1 pseudogene is annotated in these 341 nt (G+C 51.0%); it reads right to left on the bottom strand.

What is annotated here, in order from left to right:
- Nucleotides 1-222 precede the first annotated feature (222 nt).
- A pseudogene (locus MUW49_RS18620) lies at nucleotides 223-341 on the bottom strand (ISAs1 family transposase); the annotation flags it as partial.

Below are 341 nucleotides of genomic sequence, written 5' to 3'. Positions count from 1 at the left end.
GGACAAGAAAATCTCTTTTCTGGTCTGACGGCGCTTACTGCTGAATTCACTGTCGGCGAAGGTAAGTTGATGACTCATGATGAACCCTGTTCCATGGCTCCAGATGACAAACATGATCTCATATCAGGGACTTGTTCGCACCTTCCTTAACGTCCCCTGAAACAACCCGTGTGAGCGCAAACGAGGAGGCCTGGGCCTCAGGGCGAGAGCGTGAACATATTGTTAAATTGATGCCAGTTCAGCTAACCCAGCATCCAGTACCTTTTCCAGATATGGGCTGCTCATGCCCGCAAATTGCTGCTTCTTCCGCAAGCTTGCCTTACGGCTGGTTTCGGCTCGCA

The sequence above is a fragment of the Aeromonas sp. LsrichE-8G genome (assembly GCF_022869435.1).
Classification (GTDB): domain Bacteria; phylum Pseudomonadota; class Gammaproteobacteria; order Enterobacterales; family Aeromonadaceae; genus Aeromonas; species Aeromonas caviae.
This window is presented reverse-complemented; position numbering and strand designations above follow the sequence as displayed.